Source organism: Kitasatospora sp. NPDC004669 (assembly GCF_040609455.1).
Classification (GTDB): domain Bacteria; phylum Actinomycetota; class Actinomycetes; order Streptomycetales; family Streptomycetaceae; genus Kitasatospora.
Genome location: NZ_JBEXKB010000102.1, coordinates 1 through 15629, shown reverse-complemented (window position 1 = coordinate 15629; position 15629 = coordinate 1). Strand labels below are relative to the sequence as shown.

12 protein-coding genes are annotated in these 15629 nt (G+C 72.8%); 4 read left to right on the top strand and 8 right to left on the bottom strand.

From position 1 onward, the window contains the following. Positions 1-99: 99 nt before the first annotated feature. Both ABZW30_RS42495 and ABZW30_RS42490 read right to left on the bottom strand, forming a co-directional pair. A complete protein-coding gene (locus ABZW30_RS42495) occupies positions 100-2652 on the bottom strand; it encodes an FtsX-like permease family protein (RefSeq protein ID WP_355676677.1) in 2553 nt (850 codons plus the stop codon). Between the two features lie 4 nt (positions 2653-2656). Further along, positions 2657-3391 carry an ABC transporter ATP-binding protein gene (locus ABZW30_RS42490; RefSeq protein ID WP_355676685.1) on the bottom strand — a complete coding sequence of 245 codons (735 nt, stop codon included), beginning with the start codon at positions 3389-3391 and terminating at the stop codon, positions 2657-2659. Positions 3392-3560: 169 nt separating this feature from the next. Here ABZW30_RS42490 and ABZW30_RS42485 point away from each other — a divergent pair, with 169 nt between their 5' ends. From ABZW30_RS42485 to ABZW30_RS42475, 3 genes are all read left to right on the top strand, one after another. Then, on the top strand, positions 3561-3968 hold the full coding sequence (locus ABZW30_RS42485; protein ID WP_355676676.1) for a BlaI/MecI/CopY family transcriptional regulator: 408 nt from the start codon (positions 3561-3563) through the stop codon (positions 3966-3968). An 8-nt stretch (positions 3969-3976) separates the two neighbouring features. Further along, positions 3977-4933: a M56 family metallopeptidase gene (locus ABZW30_RS42480; protein WP_355676675.1), complete on the top strand. Its 957-nt coding sequence runs from the start codon at positions 3977-3979 to the stop codon at positions 4931-4933. A gap of 189 nt (positions 4934-5122) precedes the next feature. Beyond that, positions 5123-5731, top strand: a complete 609-nt coding sequence (locus ABZW30_RS42475) for a response regulator transcription factor (protein ID WP_355676674.1) — start codon at positions 5123-5125, stop codon at positions 5729-5731. A 74-nt stretch (positions 5732-5805) separates the two neighbouring features. Here the strand turns inward: ABZW30_RS42475 and ABZW30_RS42470 are convergent, their stop codons facing one another. From ABZW30_RS42470 to ABZW30_RS42455, 4 genes are all read right to left on the bottom strand, one after another. Further along, the gene (locus ABZW30_RS42470; protein WP_355676673.1) at positions 5806-6723 is read right to left on the bottom strand and encodes a histidine kinase; all 918 of its coding nucleotides are present in this window, start codon (positions 6721-6723) and stop codon (positions 5806-5808) included. Between the two features lie 319 nt (positions 6724-7042). Beyond that, a complete protein-coding gene (locus ABZW30_RS42465) occupies positions 7043-8671 on the bottom strand; it encodes a SagB family peptide dehydrogenase (protein WP_355676672.1) in 1629 nt (542 codons plus the stop codon). Between the two features lie 66 nt (positions 8672-8737). Next, positions 8738-11050, bottom strand: coding sequence for a TOMM precursor leader peptide-binding protein (locus ABZW30_RS42460; RefSeq protein WP_355676671.1), 2313 nt, complete (start codon positions 11048-11050; stop codon positions 8738-8740). An 11-nt stretch (positions 11051-11061) separates the two neighbouring features. After that, positions 11062-11214: a hypothetical protein gene (locus ABZW30_RS42455; protein WP_355676670.1), complete on the bottom strand. Its 153-nt coding sequence runs from the start codon at positions 11212-11214 to the stop codon at positions 11062-11064. Between the two features lie 358 nt (positions 11215-11572). Between ABZW30_RS42455 and ABZW30_RS42450 the strand changes: the two genes are divergently transcribed. Beyond that, complete coding sequence (locus ABZW30_RS42450) at positions 11573-12376, top strand: AfsR/SARP family transcriptional regulator (protein WP_355676669.1); 804 nt, start codon at positions 11573-11575, stop codon at positions 12374-12376. A gap of 125 nt (positions 12377-12501) precedes the next feature. Here the strand turns inward: ABZW30_RS42450 and ABZW30_RS42445 are convergent, their stop codons facing one another. Both ABZW30_RS42445 and metK read right to left on the bottom strand, forming a co-directional pair. Then, positions 12502-14046, bottom strand: coding sequence for an acyl-CoA carboxylase subunit beta (locus ABZW30_RS42445; RefSeq protein ID WP_355676684.1), 1545 nt, complete (start codon positions 14044-14046; stop codon positions 12502-12504). Positions 14047-14281: 235 nt separating this feature from the next. Further along, complete coding sequence (metK, locus tag ABZW30_RS42440; protein WP_355676668.1) at positions 14282-15475, bottom strand: methionine adenosyltransferase; 1194 nt, start codon at positions 15473-15475, stop codon at positions 14282-14284. Between the last annotated feature and the right edge of the window lie 154 nt (positions 15476-15629).

The following is a 15629-nucleotide window of genomic DNA, read 5'->3' as shown; positions in this document are numbered from 1 at the left end:
GCCCCCCCCGGGTGGGGCTGCCCCCCCCGCACCCCCGGGGGCCCCCCCCCCCGCGCGGGCGCCGGGCCCCCCCCCCCCGGGGGCCCCCCACCGCCGTTTTCACGAGGTGGCGATCGCGCCCAGCACCCGCATCCGGGCCGCCTTCACGGCGGGCACCACCGCCGCCGCCAACCCCGCGACCGCCGCGCCGGCCAGCACCGCGAGGATGGTGGTCCACGGGATGCTCAGCGCGGTGATGCCGTACAGTTCCAGCACCTTCTGGCCCGCAACGCCCCAGGCCAGGCCCAATCCCAACCCCAGCAGCGCGCCGTGGACGGCGATCAGCACCGACTCCAGGCGGACCATCCGGCCGACCTGTGCCCGCGACGTACCGATCGCGCGCAGCAGGCCGATCTCCCTCGTGCGCTCGATCACCGACAGGGCGAGGGTGTTGACCACTCCGAGCACCGCGATGACGATCGCCAGGGCGAGCAGGGCGTAGACCAGGTACAGCACGGTGTCGACCTGGCCGGTGATCGACTTCTTGTAGTCGGCCTGGCTCTGCACGGTGACCTGCGGGTACCCCGCAAGCGCCGTCTCCAACCCGGCCTGGACCTTCGAACGGTCCGCTCCGGAAGCGGTGTTGAGGTAGAGGGCGAAGTCCTGGGCCTCGGGGGCGAACCTGTTCAGGGTGTCCAGGGACACCTCCCAGCTGCCGCCGTCCTTGCCCGCGCCCGCCGGGGGCTTGCTGATCGCGCCGACGGTCAGCGTGCCCACCTTGCCGTTGAGGAAGTGCAGTTCGACCGGGGAGCCGACCCGCAGGCCGTCTGCCGTGGCGGTGGTCTCGTCGACCATCACCTTCCCTGCCGCGACATCAGCCGTGGAGCCAGCCACGTACTGCGGCTTGACGGCCTGGTCCACGGTGGCGACGTCGACACCGGAGAGCACGAGTTGGAACCCGTTCAGGTGGGCCACCGCGTAGCGCTGCCGCGTCACGGCCTGCACCCCGGGGATGGCTCTGACCTTCTCCGTCACCTCGTGCCCGATCGGCGTGGCGCCGTTGCCGGAGAGCACGTAGTCGGCCCCGAAGGTGTTGTCCACGTCCCGGTCCACCGAGGTCGTGAGGGAGGCCGCCAGCACGGCGACCGCGCCCACCAGCGACAGGCTGATCATCAGCGCGCCCGCCGTCGCCCCGGTGCGGCGCGGGTTGCGCACCGCGTTGAGCCGGCTCATCCGACCGACCGCGCCGAAGACCGCCGGGTACGGCGCACCCAGCCCGTACACGACCACCCGCGACAGCGCCGGGCCGAGCACCACCAGCGCCAGCAGTGACGCCACGATGCCGCCGCCGAGCAGCGCCCCCGCCGTAACGATCGTCGCGTGGTGCGTGGAGGCCCCGTACAGCAGACCCAGCCCCGCCACCAGCAGCACCGCACCGAGCACCGTCCGCCGGCCGAGCCTCGGCTCCGCCGGCACGGCGGCCTCGCGCAGCGCGGCCATCGGGGAGATCCGGGCCGCGCGCCGGGCCGGGAGGTAGGCGGCGACCAGCGTGACCAGCACGCCGACGGCGTACGCCGCCACCGGGGTCACCGGGCCGATCACCAGCGCGGTGCCGGACAGGTCGACGCCGAAGTCCGAGATCAGCGACTTCAGCCCCGCCGCCAGCCCGATGCCGACCCCCAGCCCGAGCGTGGAACCGATGACCCCGAGCAGCAGCGCCTCCGTCAGCACCGAGCGCAGCACCTGACCCCGCCCCGCACCCAGCGCGCGCAGCAGGCCCAGCTCGCGGGTCCGCTGGGCGACCAGCATGGCGAAGGTGTTGAGGATCAGGAAGATCCCGACCAGTACCGCCAGCCCCGCGAAGCCCAGCAGAGCAAGGGTGACCACACTCAGGAACGAGCTGATCTGCTGGGCGGCGGTCTGGGCCTGCTCCTCCTTGGTGGCCACCGAGTAGCCGTCGCCGAGCGCGGCCTTGATCCGCTCCTGGGCGGTGGTGTGGCCGGTGCCGGGGGCGGTGTCGACCGTGACGCCGGTGAACTGGTCGGGCTTGCCGAGCAGTTGGGCCTGGGCGGTGGCGGTGTCGACGTAGGCCATGGTGACGCCGGGGTTGCCGGTCGTGAAGGTGACGACGCCGACGACGGTGCCCGGCATCGAGCCGGTCGGGGTGAGGATGCGCAGCGGGTCGCCGAGGTGGATGTCCTTGTGCCGGGCGCTGGCCTGGTCGAGGACGATCTCGCCGGCCTTCGTCGGGGCGTGGCCCTGGACGAGGTGGACCTGCGGGTCGTCGTACCAGTTCTGGCCGAGCGTCGGCGCTCCGGTCGTCGGGCCGACCGGCTTGTCGTCCTTGTCGACGACGGTGAGGTTCTGCAGGCTCACCTGGCCGTGCGCGGCCCGTACGCCCTGGACGGCGGCGACCTTGGCCACGACGCCCGCGGGCAGGGTCGGGGTCTCGCCGGACAGTCCGCGGTCCTCGACCTCGGGGGTGAACGCCTGCTTCGGCTTGATGGTCACGTCGGCGGCCGTCGAGCCGGCGATGCCGGTGAACGCGACGTTGATGGTGTCGGAGAACACCAGGGTGCCGGAGACGAAGGCCACGCCGAGCAGGACGGCGAGAGTGGACAGCGCCATGCGGCCCTTGTGGGCCAGGAAGTTGCGGATGCTTGTCTTGAACACTCCCTCAGCTCCTGCGCCCGGCGCCGTCGAACCGGCGCATCCGGTCCAGCACGGAGTCGGCGGTGGGCTCCGGCAGCTCGTCCACGATCCGGCCGTCGGCGAGGAACAGCACGCGGTCGGCGTAGGAGGCGGCGACCGGGTCGTGGGTGACCATCACGATGGTCTGGCCGAGGCCGTCCACCGACTGGCGCAGGAAGCCGAGGATCTCGGCGCCGGCCCGGGAGTCGAGGTTGCCGGTGGGCTCGTCCGCGAAGACGATCTCCGGTCGGCTCGCCAGCGCACGGGCGCACGCGACGCGCTGCTGCTGGCCGCCGGACAGCTCGGTCGGCCGGTGCTTCAGGCGCCCGGACAGGCCGACGGTGTCGATCACCCTGTCCAGCCACACCTGGTCCGGCTTCCGGCCGGCGATGTCCATCGGCAGCGTGATGTTCTCCAGCGCGGTGAGCGTGGGGAGCAGGTTGAACGCCTGGAAGATGAAGCCGACCTTGTCGCGGCGCAGCTGGGTGAGCTTCTTGTCCTTGAGCCGGGTGATCTCGGTGTCGCCGATGAGGATCTGCCCGGAGGTGGCGGTGTCCAGACCGGCCAGGCAGTGCATCAGGGTGGACTTGCCGGAGCCGGACGGGCCCATGATCGCCACGAACTCGCCTTGCCGGACGGCGACGTCGACCGCGTCCAGGGCGACCACCCGGGTCTCGCCGGAGCCGTACGCCTTGGTCAGCGCTTCAGCGCGGGCCGCGATGGTCCGGGGCGTGGCTCTGGTCGCCGCCGTTGCTGTACTCACCGCACGTCCTCCTGGGTACGCTGCCGCCGCTCGCGCCGGGCGCGGGGCATGGCAGACTCTGGGCAGGCAGAAACCTCTACGATCAGACGTAGAACTTCTACGTTGAATGTAGAAGATAGTGGGGGAGGTGACCAAGTCCGTGGGCGTGCACGAACCCACCACAGGCGAGGGGCGGGCCAAGGGCGAGCTGGAGGCCGCCATCCTGACCGCCCTGCAGCAGGCCGCCCCCGAGGCCCTGACCCCCGGCGAGGTACTCGAACAGGTCGACGCCCGGCTCGCCTACACCACCGTCGTCACCGCCCTCAGCCGCATGCACGGCAAGGGCCTGCTCAGCCGCGCCAAGCGCGGCCGGGCCTTCGCCTACACCGCCGTCTCCGACGAGTCCGAACTCGCCGCCCGGAAGATGAGCCGGATGCTGGACGGACGCAGCGACCGCGAGGCCGTCCTCACCCACTTCGTCGACGAGCTGTCCTCGGACGACGAGGAGTTCCTGCGCCGACTGCTGGGCCCGGGAGCGCTCGGACCGGGAGCGTAGGCGGCCCGATGCGCATCGCCGTCTACCTGCCGCTGCTCCTCCCCCTGCTCGCCGCGCTGCTCGCCCGGCCGGTCGGCGAACGGCTGCCGCCCCGGCCGGCCACCTGGCTGCTCACCGTCGGCTCGCTGGTGCTCGCGACCGCCAGCACGGCCGCGCTCGGGATGCTCACCGTCACCGGGCTGATCCGGATCCCGCTGCTGGCCCGGCTCGCCCACGACCACTGGTCGGCGCCCGCCGCCCAGCACCACGACCCGGCCTCCTTCTCGGTGGCCGTGCTGGCCGGCGCGCTGCTCACCGTCGCCCTCGCGACCGCAGGGCGGATGCTCTGGCGACGTGCCCGCGCCCTGGCCCGGGCGGCCGGCGAGGCGGCCTGCCTGCCCGGGCGTCGGCAGCTGGTCGTGGTGGACGACCCGGCGGCCGAGGCGTACGCGATCCCCGGACGGCCGGGCCGCATCGTGGTCTCCACGGGCATGCTGGCGGCGCTCGACCCGGCCGAACGGCGGATCCTGCTCACCCACGAACGGGCCCACCTCGCCCACCGCCACTACCTGTTCGTCGCCCTCACCCAACTCGGCGCCGCCGCCAACCCGTTCCTGCGACCGCTGGCCGAGACCGTGACCTTCACCGTGGAACGCTGGGCCGACGAAAGCGCCGCCGCGACCGTCGGCGACCGCGAACAGGTCGCCCGCACCATCGGCAAGGCCGCCCTCGCCGCCCGCCGCACCCGGGCCCGCACCCGCATCCCGTCCGCCGCCCTCGCCCTCCTCGGCCGCCTCCGCCCGAACACCCTCGGCCCGGTCCCCCGCCGGGTCACGGCCCTCCTCGCCCCCGCCCCCACCCCCCGCAGCTGGCCCCTCCCCGCGCTCACCGCGCTCGCCCTCACCACCGCCCTCTGCACCGCCGAGGCCGCCCACGACCTGGAGGGACTGCTGGAGCTGGCCAAGCACGCCGCCGGACACGGCTGAACAGTCGCCCGGCGCGACCCCGAACCACCATCGACCGGATCCGGCCGCCATGCCCACGACCGTACGAATGCACACCGCCGGGCGCCCTGCACTCCGCGGTGCGTGTTGAACACCGTGGGGCCGCGGTTCCCCTACCATCGGAGTCCGTCCGGGTGGCACGCCCGGTCGTGGCTCTGGGGGGATTACCGGGTGATACGGATTCTGCTGGCCGAGGACATGCACATGGTCCGCGGCGCGCTCGTGGCGTTGCTGGACCTGGAGGACGACCTCGAAGTGGTCGCGGAGACCGAGCGCGGCGATCTGGTGGTGCCGAAGGCACTGGAGACCGGGCCGGATGTCGCGATCATCGACATCGACCTGCCGGGCATGGACGGCCTGACCGCCGCGAGCCTGCTGAAGACCAAGCTGCCGCAGTGCCGGACGCTGATCCTGACCAGCCTGGGACGGCCCGGCACGCTGCGCCGGGCGCTGGAGGCGCAGGTGTCCGGCTTCCTGCTGAAGGACGCACCGCCGAAGCAGCTCGCCGAAGCGGTGCGCGGGGTGGCCGCGGGTCAGCGGGTGATCGACCCCCAGCTACTGCTGGACGCCTTCGACAGCGGGCAGAACCCGCTGACCCTGCGGGAGACCGAGGTGCTGCGGGCCGCCGCCGGCGGAGCCGAGGCGGCGGAGATCGCGGCGACCCTGCACCTGTCGGTCGGGACGGTACGGAACTACCTGACGACGATCGTGACGAAGCTCAACGCCCGCAACCGGATCGACGCGATCAGGCTCGCCGAGGAATCCGGCTGGCTGCTCTGAACCGTCGGTTCTGAACCATCGGTTTTGGACCATCGGTTTTGGACCGACGGTTCTGAACCATCGGAACGAAAGGCTCAGGCCGGGACCTCCGCGACCAGGTGGAACCACCCCCGCCCGTCCGGCCCGGCGCTGAGCCGGCCGCCGACCTCGGCGAGCCGTACCTGCAGGTTGTCCAGTCCGCCGCCGTGCCGGTCGGCGTCCCCGAGCGCTGCCCGCTCGGGGACGCCGTCGTTGGAGAGGGTGAGCCTCAGTCGCCCGCCCTCCGCCCGGCCCTTGACCACGCAGGACTCCGCCTTGCTGTGCCGCAGCAGGTTGGTGACGCCCTCGCGCAGCACGGTGGCGAGCACGGTGTCGGCCTCCCCGGTGGGCCGGATGCCGCTGAGGTCGAACTGGGCCTCGATGTCGGCGGCCGAGAGCACCGAGCGGGCCGAGACCGCCTCGCTCTCCAGCGACATGTCCCGGTAGCCGCGGGCCACCGCCCGGACGTCGGCCAGCGCCTGCCGGGAGATCTCCAGCACCCCGCCGAGTTCGTCCAGCGCCCGCTCGGGGTTGGCGGTGACGAGTCGGCAGGTCAGCTCGCTCTTCAGGGTGATCGCCGAGAGGCTGTAGCCGAGCAGGTCGTGCAGGTCCCGGGCGAACCGCAGCCGTTCCCGGGTGACGGCCAGTCGGGCCAGCTCCTGTTGGGCCCGTCGCACCTCGATGACCAGCTGGGCGAGGCTGGTCAGGCCGAAGACGATCAGCCCGGTCAGCGCCGTCGCCACGGTGAGGTAGACCGCCTCGGCCACGCTGAGGCCCAGCAGCGCGCCGCTGACCCCGGACAGCACCACCACCGCCCCGAAGGCCGCGCCCGCCCGTTTGCCGCGCAGCAGGAGCAGCACCGATGAGCCGAGGAAGCCCGCCATCCCGCCCCAGGCGAAGCCGAAGAACACCAGCGGCACGTACGTCAGCACCGCCTGCGCCAGCAGCGTCCAGCGCCCGAATCGTTCCCGCACCCGTTGCATCCTGGGCGCGCAATGCACGAACTGGAGCGCCGATGCGGCGGTGAATGTCAGGCTCGCGGCGATGAATTGGCTTTTCGTCGGATGACTTGTTGTCATGTTCAGAAACCCGACCAGAACGAAGCCGAGCTGAACGATCACCACAATGGCTAACGCCAGCCTCGGCGGAGGGGCGTTGAAACCGGTCGGTCTGTTTCCCCCCGACGACTGCCCCCCCGCGTCGCCGGATCCGTCCGGCTCCTTCCGCACACGCACGGTTTCCCTCACCCGGCTGTACTCCCCCCACGCGACTTGGGGGGAGTATAGGGCGCGACTATCCCCGGGCCGACACCTCGTTCGCACACTCGCTCCAGCCGGCGAAATCGGCCGGATCCGACCACTCATCCCGGACCGGCCGACCGCTCTCCGGAAGCGTGCCCAGGACGAAGCCGCCGACCCTGGTCTCGGCCCGCCAGTCGACCCCCAACGCCCGGTCGGCCAGCCCGATGTCGCCGCTGCGCAGCGCGCAGGTCGCCAGGCCCATGGCCGTCCCGACCAGGTACATGCTCTGGGTCACCACGCCGACGTGCTTGAGCGTCAGCGCGTACGCCAGGCCGCTGAACTTCCAGGACAGCCGGCGGTGCCGGGAGGTGACGGCGATCACCACGGCCGGCGGGGTGACCAGCCGGGCGCCCACCGCGGCCTCGGCGAACAGCTCGTCCAGCTCCTCCGGGCCCTCATTGACCGCGATCAGACAATGCTCGGACGGTGCGTAATAATAGATTCCGTCCGGCAGCCCCTCACAGTCCCGCACGGCCGGATAGAACTCCAGCTCGTACGCCCCGTCCCCGCTGGGGTACGGCCGGTCGCTGACCGGTTCGCCGGACGGGTCGTCAGCGGGAGCCGGACGCAGCCCGCGCACCCGGACGGTGCGGTGCAGGAACTCCCCGAGCTGCTCGGCGGTGAACGGGGCCGCGCCGAACTCGCGGATCGAGCGACGGCCCTCGATCACCGTGGTGAGCACCGGGTCGGCGGCCAGCACCTGCTTGAGGTCGGGGCGGGCCAGCGGGTGGCGCCGGCCGTCCGGGAGCGGGCGCAGCGCGGGCTCGGGGGCGGTGCGGCCGCGCAGCGGGTAGGTCGCGCCGAACGGGCCGTCGTGGCGCCCGGTGGTGCTGCGGGTGTGGAAGAGCAGGTCCACCCCGGACCAGGCGGCGAGCACCGGGTCGAGGTCCTCGCCGAAGGTCGGGGCGGAGAGCCGGATCAGCTCCACCGAGGCCTCCGGGTCGGGCCCGCCGTCCTCGGCGACCGAGAGCAGCCCGGCGCCGGACAGCTGGGCCAGCACCGCCAGCACCACCGGCTCCGACAGGCCCGACTCCGGCACGATCTCGGCCGGGCGCACCGGGCGGCCGAGCATGCCGACCACCCGGGCGCTCTCCGGCCGGTGCAGCTCCACCCGGTGCAGGGCGGTGGGCGCCTCCAGCACGAAGCCGGAGCCCTCGGTGCGCAGGAAGGCGAAACGGGACAGCCGCACCGGCCGGGCCGGATCGACCCGCCCGGGCTGGAACCGGGCCTCCCTGGCCATCGGGACCACGGACAGCAGCGGCTGGGCGGCGTCCTCCAGGCCGAGCGAGCGCACCACCAGGTGCTGGAGCCGGTGCAGCACCCGCAGCACCTCGGTCTGCCCGGCCTGGTCCACGACCGGCTCACCGTCGCCGGAGGCGGGGATCGCCCCGGCGAAGACGTTCTCCAGCATGATCGGCCCCAGGCTCATCCGCCGCAGGGTCTCCCCCACCAGCGGATGCGGACGGTCCAGCCGGAAGTCGCCCCAACGGGCTCTCAGCAGCAGCGAACCGTCCGGCTCCACCGGCTCGACCAGGACGTCCTCGCGCAGGGACCACAGGGCGCGGGGGCGGGCTCCGCCGGCGGCACGGGCCGCGGCGAGGATTCCGTCGCTGGTCGGCATGGGGGTACTCCTCGGTGCTGGGGGCGGGGCGGGCGGGGGCTCCGCCGGACGGTCCGACCGGATCGGTCAGACGAACAGGGGGATCGGATTGAGGTCCTCGTAGCGGGTGGGCCGGGCCAGTCGCCCGAGGGCGACGGGGACGTCGAACAGGCGGCCCGGGGCGAACCGGGCCCACATCTGGCGCAGGCCGGGGACGACGACCTTGACCACCGGCAGGCCGATGTCGGGTCGGGTCTGGTCGAGCACCAGCAGGTCGAGGCCGTGGGAGCGGACGGTCTCCACACAGGCGGCGACCTCCTCGCCGAGGTCGCGGCGCGGGTCGGCCGGGAAGTCCGCCGGGCCGCGCGCCGCCCGGGCCGGATCGGGCAGCAGGTAGGGCTGGTTGTGTACGGTCGCCGCGCGCCACCAGGAGAGCAGCTCGGGGTCGTCCAGGTCGTAGCCGGTGCCGTCGGGGGCCGCGCCGAGGGCGGCCGGCAGCAGCTGGCCCATCTCGGTCAGGGCCCGCCGCAGGGCGATCCGGGCATCGAAGTGCGCGCCGAAGCCGAACATGATGTCCTCGGCGGGCTTGTCGGTGCGGCGGGAGAGCACGGCGAAGACCGGGATGCCCAGGTCCGAGGTGAGGTCCAGGGCCCACACCTCGCGGTTGAGGCCGGCGTAGAGCTCCAGCGCGTCCCGGCACCAGGGTTCGTCGAACCCCTCGATCCGGACGGCCGGTTGACGGGTGCGGTTGTACCACCAGAGCGCGACCGCGTCCCGCTCGACGAGTTCGAGGAAGCCGTGCACGATGGCGTCCTCCAGGCTGCTGCCGGCCGCGTTGCCGTTGGAGTCGGCGCGCAGCGTGCGGCTGCCGGCGGGCGGCACGACCGGGCCGACCGAGCAGCTGTAGTAGAGCATCCCGGTGGGCAGCAGGCGCCGGCGGCCGTCGGCCAGCGACCAGACCGGGGTCCAGTCCACCGGCGCGGTCTCGTCGAAGGGGGCCGGCACCTGCTGGAAGACGGAGTGCCGCTCGTTCCAGGTCTCCCGGTCCGCGTACTGGCGCGGGTCGAAGAGCTGGCAGTCGTCCGGATGGACCGCCTCCGCCGCCAACTCCCGGTAGCTGCCCCGGATTTTGGTCTCATCGCCGTGCAGCGCGCCGGAGTGCCGCTCCAGCGCCTCGCACAGCGCGCTGACCTTCGCCTCCAGCGGGGTCGCGCCCTTGCCGCCGCTCATCTGCCGCAGCCCGGCGCGCAGTTGGGCGAGGTCGCCGGATCCGGCCACCGGATTGCGGCCGGAAACGTAGCAGTTGATCCGGACCGGGGCGCGCGGATCGCGGCGGATCTCCGCGATCACCCCGGTCACCGGGCTCACCAGGTGGCCGTAGCGCTCGTACACCCGCTCCGGCGTCTCGGCGCGGTGGCAGTCGGCGCCGGCCGCCTTCGGGCGGGCCACCGGGACGACCGGGCAGGCCAGTTGGGTCGCCATCAGTCCCGGGTCGCCGCACTCGGGGCACTGCGGGCGGCGGCGCACCTGGTGGCCGTCGACGGCCAGGCCGAGGCTGTCCAGCACCCGGATCTCCCGCTGGCCCGCGTGCCGGTAGCCGGCCAGCCACTTGGCGGCCTCCAGGGCGGCGAGCTGCGCGCCGAGCGCCCGGACGGCCGGCACCGAGGTGTCCGGCCGGGCCACCGGGCCGGCCAGGCCCAGCGCCCGCTGCACCGGCACCTCGGAGCGCCGGTGGGCGCGCAGCCGGTGCGCCAGGCAGGTCCAGCAGGGGCTGTCGTCCTCGCCGAACACCGGCCCCACCCAGGGGCTGGAACCACCCGGCTTGACCGCCAGCCAGGCCCGCCCGGCGGCCCGGTGGGCGGCGTCGATCTCCCTCAGGGCCGGGTCGAGGTAGTCGCCGCAGACCACGACCGACAGCGCCCCGGCGCCCGCGGTGGCGGTGACCGGCAGGCCGTTGTCCCGGCAGGCCTGCTCGACCTCCCCGGCGTCGGCGCCGCCGACCGCGAGCACCGCGGCGCCCGCACCGACCCGCCCGAGCGCGGCGGCGCCGTCCAGGCCCGCCAGCTCCCAGTACGCCCGCGCCGAGCGGTGCGCCGGTTCGACGGCGGTCTCACCGTGGTAGCCGATCAGCCCGGCCCGGGCGAGCCGGGCGATCAGCTGCCGGGCCCGCCCGTCGGCGAGCCCGGGCGCGGCGTCCCGCAGCACGCCGGCGAGGTCGCGGGTGCCGTCGAGCAGCGGCACCAGCCGTTCGACGCCCTCCCCTTGCAGGGCGGTCACACCCTGGTCGGAGACCAGGTAGGCCGCGTCGCCGGGCACCACTTCGGTGCGCAGATGGCTGCGGAAGCCGATCAGGCGGGTGTCGGCGGCGGGTACGGCGGTCGAGGCGGCTCTGCGGGTCACCGGAAGACCCCCTACAGGCTGTCGGTCGAGAAGCAGACGCAGAGGTCGACCCGCCCGGCGGCGGCGTGGTCGAGGTCCACGATCGTCAGGTCCAGGTCCTGGTCCCCGGTCGCGGACATCAGGTCGGCCAGGTCCAGCGAGTCGACAAGAGCAGTTCCGAACACGTGTTCCCCCAGGTGTCGTGAAGGGCCGTCAGATCTCGTGGTTCCGCTGCGGGGCGTCCCGGAGCGGCACGAGGATTCTGGGCTCACGACTGGAGCCGGGGACAGTGCCGCGCTCATCTCTCGCCCGTGAAATCCTCATGCCTCGGGCCGTTCTTGAGTCATCCTGGATCGGTGAGGCCGGCACTGGGTTCCGGACCGCCCCGGATGCCAAGGTGAAGACGCTGCGAGGCGCATCCCCGCTCCTGGGGTCCACGAGGCCCGAAGGCCTTCGTGAGCAGCGAGTTCGCGACCCGCCTCGGTCGCGGCACCAGCGCCTTCGCAACGCAGCACGGAGCACGGAGCACGAAGGGAGACTCCGGTGGAGATCGGCATCCTGGGCCCACTGACCGCCAGGCTCGGACGGACGTCGGTGGTGCCGAGCGCGGGGAAGCCTAGACAGGTTCTCGCCCTGCTCGCCCTCCGATCCGGCACCAAAGTGCCGGTGGAGACGCTCTTCCACGAGTTGTGGTCGTACGACCCGCCGCGCAGCGCGGCCACCACCCTGCAGACCTACATCCTGCAGCTGCGCCGCATGCTGGCCAAGGGCCTCGCGCCGGACGGCGCCTGCCCCAAGTCGCTGTTGCGCACCCAGTACAACGGCTATCTGCTCGACATCCCGATGGAGCAGACGGACGCGACCCGGTTCGACCGACTGCGGGAGGCCGGCCAGTCGGCACTGCGGGCCGGCGACTGCGCGACCGCGGCGATCCAGCTGCGCGCCGCGCTCGACCTGTGGCGCGGGCCGGCCATGGCCGACCTACAGCTCGGCGAGATCCTCTCGATCGAGGCCATCCAACTGGAGGAGAACCGGCTGAGCACCGTCGACGACCGGATCAGCGCCGACCTGGGCCTGGGCCGGCACGCCAGCCTGATCGGCGAGTTGGCCTCGCTGACGGCCCGCTACCCGATGCACCAGAACCTGCACGCCCACTACATGCTGGCGCTCTACCGCTGCGGGCGGGCCTCCAACGCGCTGGACGTCTACCGGCGGCTGCACGGCACGCTGGTCGAGTCGATCGGACTGGAGCCCTCTCCCAAGCTGCAGCGGCTGCACCACGCGATGCTCAACGCCGATCCCCAACTGGACGTCGTCGAGCGCAAGCCGGACCTCGCCCGGGCGTAGGGCGTGTCTTGCGGGTCTTGTCGGATCGGGCAAGGACCCGCAGGACACGCCCCGGGGCGAGGCGGACACGGCGACGACCGCTGCCGAGGGGGCTCCGGCAGCGGTCGTCCGTCTTGAGGAGCCGGTTACACCGGCTGGTTGCCGTGCTTGCGGCGGGGCAGCTCCGCGTGCTTGGAGCGGAGCACCGCCAGCGAGCGGATCAGTATCCGGCGGGTCTCGGCCGGGTCGATGACGTCGTCCACCAGGCCGCGTTCGGCCGCGTAGTACGGGTGCATCAACTCCTCGCGGTACTCCTGGATCAGCAGGTCGCGGGTGGTGACCGGGTCGGTGGAGCCGGCGATCTCCCGGCGGAAGATCACGCTCACCGCGCCCTCCGCGCCCATCACCGCGATCTCGTTGGTGGGCCAGGCGAAGGACAGGTCGGCGCCCACCGAGCGGGAGTCCATCACGATGTACGCGCCGCCGTAGGCCTTGCGCAGGATCAGCTGGATCCGCGGCACGGTGGCGTTGCAGTACGCGTACAGCAGCTTGGCGCCGTGCCGGATGATGCCGCCGTGCTCCTGGTCCACGCCGGGCAGGAAGCCCGGCACGTCGAGCATGGTGACCAGCGGGATGTTGAAGGCGTCGCAGAGCTGGACGAAGCGCGCGGCCTTCTCCGAGGAGTGGATGTCCAGCACCCCGGCCAGCGACTGCGGCTGGTTGGCGACGATGCCGACCACCGAGCCGTTCAGCCGGGTCAGCGCGCAGATCACGCTGTTCGCCCAGCGCTCCTGGAGCTCCAGGTACTCGCCGTCGTCGGCGATCGCCGCGATCACCCGGCGCATGTCGTACGGCTGGTTGCCGTTGACCGGCACCAGGTCGAGCAGTTCCTCGCAGCGGCGGTCGGCCGGGTCGCCGGAGGGCTCGACCGGCGGCATCTCCATGTTGTTCTGCGGCAGCAGCGAGAGCAGGTAGCGGACCTCCTCCAGACAGGTCTGCTCGTCGTCGTAGGCGAAGTGCGCCACCCCGGAGACCTCGGCGTGCACATCGGCGCCGCCCAGGCCGTTCTGGCTCACCTTCTCGCCGGTCACCGCTTGGACCACGTCCGGACCGGTGATGAACATCTGCGAGGTCTCGCGGACCATGAAAACGAAGTCGGTCAGGGCGGGCGAGTACGCGGCGCCGCCGGCGCACGGGCCGAGCATCACCGAGATCTGCGGGATGACGCCCGAGGCCTTGGTGTTGCGCTGGAAGATGCCGCCGTAGCCGGCGAGGGCGGTGACGCCCTCCTGGATGCGGGCGCCGGCGCCGTCGTTCAGCGACACCAGCGGGGCACCGGCGGCCAGGGCCATGTCCATGATCTTGTGGATCTTCTGCGCGTGGGCCTCGCCCAGCGCGCCGCCGAAGATCCGGAAGTCGTGCGCGTAGACGAAGACCGTCCGGCCGTGCACCTCGCCCCAGCCGACCACCACGCCGTCGGTGTACGGCTTGCGGTCCTCCAGCCCGAGGCCCTGGGCGCGGTGGCGGCGCAGCGGTTCCAGTTCGACGAAGGTGCCCTCGTCGAACAGTACGTCCAGCCGTTCCCGGACGGTCAACTTTCCCCGGGCGTGCTGGCGTTCGGTGGCGTCCGCGCTCGGCCCGTCGTAGGCCTCCCGGTGCTTGGCGGCCAACTGCTCGACGGCGGAGCGCATCTGCGGCCCGACCGCCGCGGTCCGGGGGTGCACCGGGGCCCGGACTGCGGCGGGCGGCGGGGTCGGGCTGCCGACGACGGTGCCGAGACGATCGGCGAGTCCGCTCTGAAGGATGGTCAACGTACTTCCCCTCTCGTACTTCGGCTCTCGTACTTCGGCTGCCGTGCCGCGGCTCTCGCTCTGCGGCCCGACATCGGCCCTCGTCGGTGGATCAGTCGGTGGATCAGTCGGTGGATCAGAGGCCGGCGGCCGTGCGCAGCTCCGCCGCGCGGTCGGTGCGCTCCCAGGTCAGCTCCTCCGACTCGCGGCCGAAGTGGCCGTAGGCGGCGGTCTGGGCGTAGATGGGCCGCAGCAGGTCCAGGTCGCGGATGATCGCGGCCGGGCGCAGGTCGAAGACCTTGGTGACGGCCTCCTGGATGGTCAGCACCGGGACGGTCTCGGTGCCGAAGGTCTCGACGAACAGGCCGACCGGCTCGGCCTTGCCGATCGCGTACGCGACCTGCACCTCGGCGCGGCGGGCCAGGCCCGCGGCGACGATGTTCTTGGCGACCCAGCGCATCGCGTACGCGGCGCTGCGGTCGACCTTGGACGGGTCCTTGCCGGAGAAGGCGCCGCCGCCGTGGCGGGCCATGCCGCCGTAGGTGTCCACGATGATCTTGCGGCCGGTCAGGCCGGCGTCGCCCATCGGACCGCCGACCTCGAAGCGGCCGGTCGGGTTGACCAGCAGCCGGTAGTCGCTGGTGTCGATGTCGAGCGAGGCGAGCTCGGGCTCGACCACGTACTCGCGGATGTCGGGGGCGAGCAGGCCCTCCAGACTGATGTCGGCGGCGTGCTGCGAGGAGACCACCACGGTGTCCAGGCGCACCGCGCGGTCGCCGTCGTACTCGATGGTGACCTGGGTCTTGCCGTCGGGGCGCAGGTAGGGGATGGTCCCGTTCTTGCGGACCTCGGACAGACGCTTGGACAGCCGGTGCGCCAGGGCGATCGGCAACGGCATCAGCTCGGGGGTGTCGTCGCAGGCGTAGCCGAACATCAGGCCCTGGTCGCCCGCGCCCTGCTTGTCGAGCTCGTCGTCGGCGCCCTCGACCCGGGACTCGTAGGCGGCGTCGACGCCCTGGGCGATGTCCGGGGACTGCGAGCCGATGGAGACGGAGACGCCGCAGGAGGCGCCGTCGAAGCCCTTCTGCGAGCTGTCGTAGCCGATCTCCAGGACGGTGCGCCGGACGATCGCGGCGATGTCGGCGTAGCCGGAGGTCGCGACCTCCCCGGCGATGTGCACCTGACCGGTGGTGATCAGCGTCTCGACCGCGACCCGGGAGGTCGGGTCCTGGCCGAGCAGCGCGTCCAGGATGGCGTCGCTGATCTGGTCGGCGATCTTGTCGGGGTGGCCTTCGGTCACGGACTCGGAGGTGAACAGGCGGCGGGCCATGGGTGCTCCGTAAGTGGTTGGCGACTGGGACGGACAAGCGGACGGGCGGGGAAAGGGCGGCCGGTCCCCGCCGGTGGGGCGGCCGGGAAACGGCGGTCGGCCCCCCCCCCGGGGGGGGCCGGGGGCGGCCCGGGGCGGGAGAACACGCAGAGAG